This window comes from Niastella sp. (assembly GCF_045805085.1).
Classification (GTDB): Bacteria; Bacteroidota; Bacteroidia; order Chitinophagales; family Chitinophagaceae; genus Niastella.
In genome coordinates this window covers 1-3653 of sequence record NZ_JBJMLX010000468.1, presented here as the reverse complement: position 1 = coordinate 3653, position 3653 = coordinate 1, and the positions used below count along the sequence as shown (strand labels likewise).

The following is a 3653-nucleotide window of genomic DNA, read 5'->3' as shown; positions in this document are numbered from 1 at the left end:
TTTATACACCACGTCCGGTCCGCGGTCAACCTCCATGCCGTGCATGGTTTGGTTTTCGGTTTGATCGGCGATCAGCCAGCGGCGTACATCCCAAAAGCGAAATCCTTCAAAAGCCAGTTCCAGTCTTCTTTCTTTCCGGATTACGGCGCGCATTTGCGCCTGGCTTAAACCGGCAGGCAATTGCCAGGGCCGTAAACCAGCCCGCTGCCGGATGGCTTCCAGGGACTGATACACTTCTGCGGTTGGCCCCACCGCTTCATTGGTGGCTTCTGCAAAATTCAGCACCACTTCTGCATACCTGATCAGTGGCAGCACACGCGACGTGTTGCCTACGCTGTTGTTGATCACATTCGGGTCAACCATTTTATAGATGTACAACCCGGTGGGCGTGCCTTTATACACTGCATCGCCACTGGAAGCCACAGCGGGGGTAACTGAGGTGTTGAGGTACAACTGCACCGGTGAAGGCTGGTTGGTACCAAATGTTACCCGAAGCGTTGAATCGTGCATGATCGTATACCCCAGCCGAGGGTCGCGGTGCTGGTAAGGATGGGTGGGATCGTATCCCGAAGCGGGATCAGTGATGTCCAACCCATTGTTCATGGGAAAGGCGTCTACTATTTCCTGGTAAGGGAAAGAACCGCCCGAGCCGCCACGCGAAGGCGCATCCCACAACGACTCCAGGTATTTGTTATCGCCCATCATCCGGGGCAGGATGTATTCGGTATTATACCGTTTGGTGAACAGCTCGGTGAAACCATAGCCCGGCTCGCCGGGTTTTGACGTGGAGTCTACAAACAACTGGTAGGCGTTGAGTGCTATCACCGCTTTGGCGGCATCGGCGGCCAGTTGCCAGCGTTTGGGATCGGCATCGGGATAGGCTACAATATTGGCGAGGTTGGCGTCGCCGGCCGCCATGCCGCCATTGTTAAATAAAGGGCTCGCAGCAAATAACAACACCCGGGCTTTCACTGCCAGACAGGCGCCTTTGCTGGCCCGGCCATACTGTGCGCCCGTCCAGGTAGTAGGCAGCACCCCTGCGGCCGCATCCAGTTCGGTCAATACATAGTTTACACATTCCTGGTAGGTGTTGCGTTTTACATCGATGTGATCGGCCGATGCATAAATGGTATCGCCGATCAGCGGCACGCCGCCATAGTGTTGCATCAGCATGGTATAATACCAGGCACGGAGAAAACGGGCCTCAGCGGACACCTGTGTTTTCAGGGCGCTGTTGAATGGGATAACGGGCAGGTGTTTCAGGAACTGGTTAACCGCGCGAATGTTGGCGTAACATTTTTTCCACGCATCGTCGGGAACAACTGTGGGGTTTACCGAACCAGTGGCAAATTGTATAAAGCCATTGGTGCTGGCTGCATTGGGCCCTTCGGCTTCATCACAGGCAGCTTCCAGTCCGGCCCCAAAAGTACCGGGTACATTGGTAAACCGGCGCGGGTCGGTGGCAAACCCGAGATCTACATAAATATTATTCAGGAACTGCATGGCGTTGGAGCTGTCGCTGAAAGTGGTGTTCTCATCCAGGCTCGAGGTGACGGTCTGGTCAAGAAAACTCGTTTTCTTACAGGCAGTCACCAGGGCCATCAATACGCAGATCGTTAATACTGCTATGGCAAGTTTTTTCATTTTCAAGCAATAGTTGGTTTAGTTGGCGGACATTACAGGCGAGCTCAACATATGGTAAAATTGTACAGGTTTTCAGGCCCGAAATGGCGAAAAATATTTTGTGCTCACGTTAAAAAATGGTCGACCGGAGGTGTTAATTTGACCCCGGATTGAAAAAAATGGTTGAGCAGATAAGAGGCGGAGCGATGGGTAACCGGCCCGTTATGGTGATAATTTGGAATGCGTACCCAACAGCGGTGATATACCAGTTTTACTATCATACACAAGCAATTAGCGTTAAGAAATCAGGCGTTTCGGCCTTGTCGTTTTTGGCTTTTTGGAACCGGCAATTCGTGATTGCCTGATTAAATGTAAAAAGAAAAACCGTTTTAGGAAGTCCTTTTTCATACTTTTCTACCTCGATCAAAATAGATGATGTTATAATAGTACAATGTTTACCCTCTTTGGATTATTCCTGCTGCTGGCTTTTGTGGCCGCTTACTTTGTTTTCCGGTTGGAATACCGGCGAAAAGAGGCGGAAGGGTTCCTCCATCCTTTTCCCAGACCTACCCGTATGGTGCATCCGCTTTGCTGGGGCTTGCTGGGTTTTGTGGCCGGGGCTAAGATCGTTTACTGGTGGCTGCACCGTAACTTATACCTGGGCACACCGCCCGATTTTATCTTTTCTACCCGTGGTAACGGGGTAGCGGGTTTGGTGGTTGGATTGATTGTATGGCAAATAGCCAGGCGTCAATCACCGTCCAGAACAGGAAGCGAACCCATGCATCCCTACCAGTTGATGGACTACCTGTTGTTGTATTGCGGGTTGTTTGGTTTTGCCGGCGCCATCCTTTTTGCCCAACTGGATGCCCTTGCCAGTGGTGAACCCTTCTTCACCTTCCATGGATTGAATTACTATGGCGGGCTGATCGCGGGTGCGCTTACTTATTTATACATCAATAAACGGTACGGCATTCGCCCCGCCATGGCAGCGGATATTGGCAGTCCGGGCATGATGCTGGCTTATGCCATTGGCAGAATGGGCTGTCATGTAGCGGGCGATGGCGACTGGGGCATTATAAACAACCAACCGAAGCCGGGCTGGGTGCCGCAATGGTTATGGGCCAGCAGGTACCCGCATAACAGTGTGCATCAGGGCCTATACATTCCCGGGTGCACGGGCAGTCACTGCACCGTACTGACCACACCCGTTTACCCTACCCCTTTGTATGAAGCTCTTATCTGCCTTTGCCTGTTTTTACTGCTTTGGAAACTGCGCCGCACCCTAAAAAAACCAGGAATTCTTTTCGCTTATTTTGCCATCCTGAATGGTGCTGAACGCTTCTGCATCGAGTTCATCCGCATAAATCCCCGTTATGAGATCGGCTATTGGAATCTAAGCCAGGCACAGGTTCTTGCCCTCGGCTGGATGCTCACCGGGCTGATCGGGCTGCTGCTTTCCACGCGCAAATTGGCCCTTCATAAGTAGTACTATTTTACCATAGCACAAATTTCATCTGATAAAAAAGTATTTAATATTAATTTTTAGCACTTACTTTTAGTTCCAACTTCACTGCTGATTGCCTGCTTATGAACCGTTACGCCCCAATAGGAGGAGCTATTATCGCTGGTTGGTGCCTGTTTGTTGCCGTGCAACAGGCGGTGTTTATGTTGGGGTGGATAGCCCTGGTTCCGTTATTGATTCCCTTGTTTGGTAAACAATCTACGCTCACTCCTTTCCGGGCCGGATTGATCTCGGGCGCTGCTTTCTCCTGTATGGCCTTTGCCTGGATGATTACAGGTATTCCTGCTTTTACTGGTTTGTCGATTGGTTATGGGGTCGTTATTTTTCTGGTATGCGTCTTCCTTTTTTCTCTTGCTTTTGCGGCTATATTATGGATCGCTTTTCGGATCCCCCATCCTTTGTTTATTGCAGCGGTATGGACACTCGCGGAAGTGGTGTTGCAAGGGGCGGCAGGCAGCCTGCCCTGGTTCCTTTTTCATACCGGCAATGCACTTTCGGCTAATCT

The 3653-nt window shown here is 51.0% G+C and carries 3 protein-coding genes; 2 read left to right on the top strand and 1 reads right to left on the bottom strand.

Features of this window, described 5'->3' with window-relative positions; all coding sequences use genetic code 11:
- The coding region (locus tag ACJ751_RS24635) for a RagB/SusD family nutrient uptake outer membrane protein (protein WP_407748190.1) at positions 1–1644 on the bottom strand (1644 nt) is incomplete at its 3' end.
- A gap of 430 nt (positions 1645–2074) precedes the next feature.
- On the opposite strand from ACJ751_RS24635, the gene ACJ751_RS24630 reads away from it, so the two are divergent.
- Together ACJ751_RS24630 and ACJ751_RS24625 are read left to right on the top strand one after the other, a co-directional pair.
- Positions 2075–3112: a prolipoprotein diacylglyceryl transferase gene (locus ACJ751_RS24630; RefSeq protein ID WP_407748189.1), complete on the top strand. Its 1038-nt coding sequence runs from the start codon at positions 2075–2077 to the stop codon at positions 3110–3112.
- A 101-nt stretch (positions 3113–3213) separates the two neighbouring features.
- The coding region (locus ACJ751_RS24625; protein ID WP_407748188.1) for a hypothetical protein at positions 3214–3653 on the top strand (440 nt) is incomplete at its 3' end.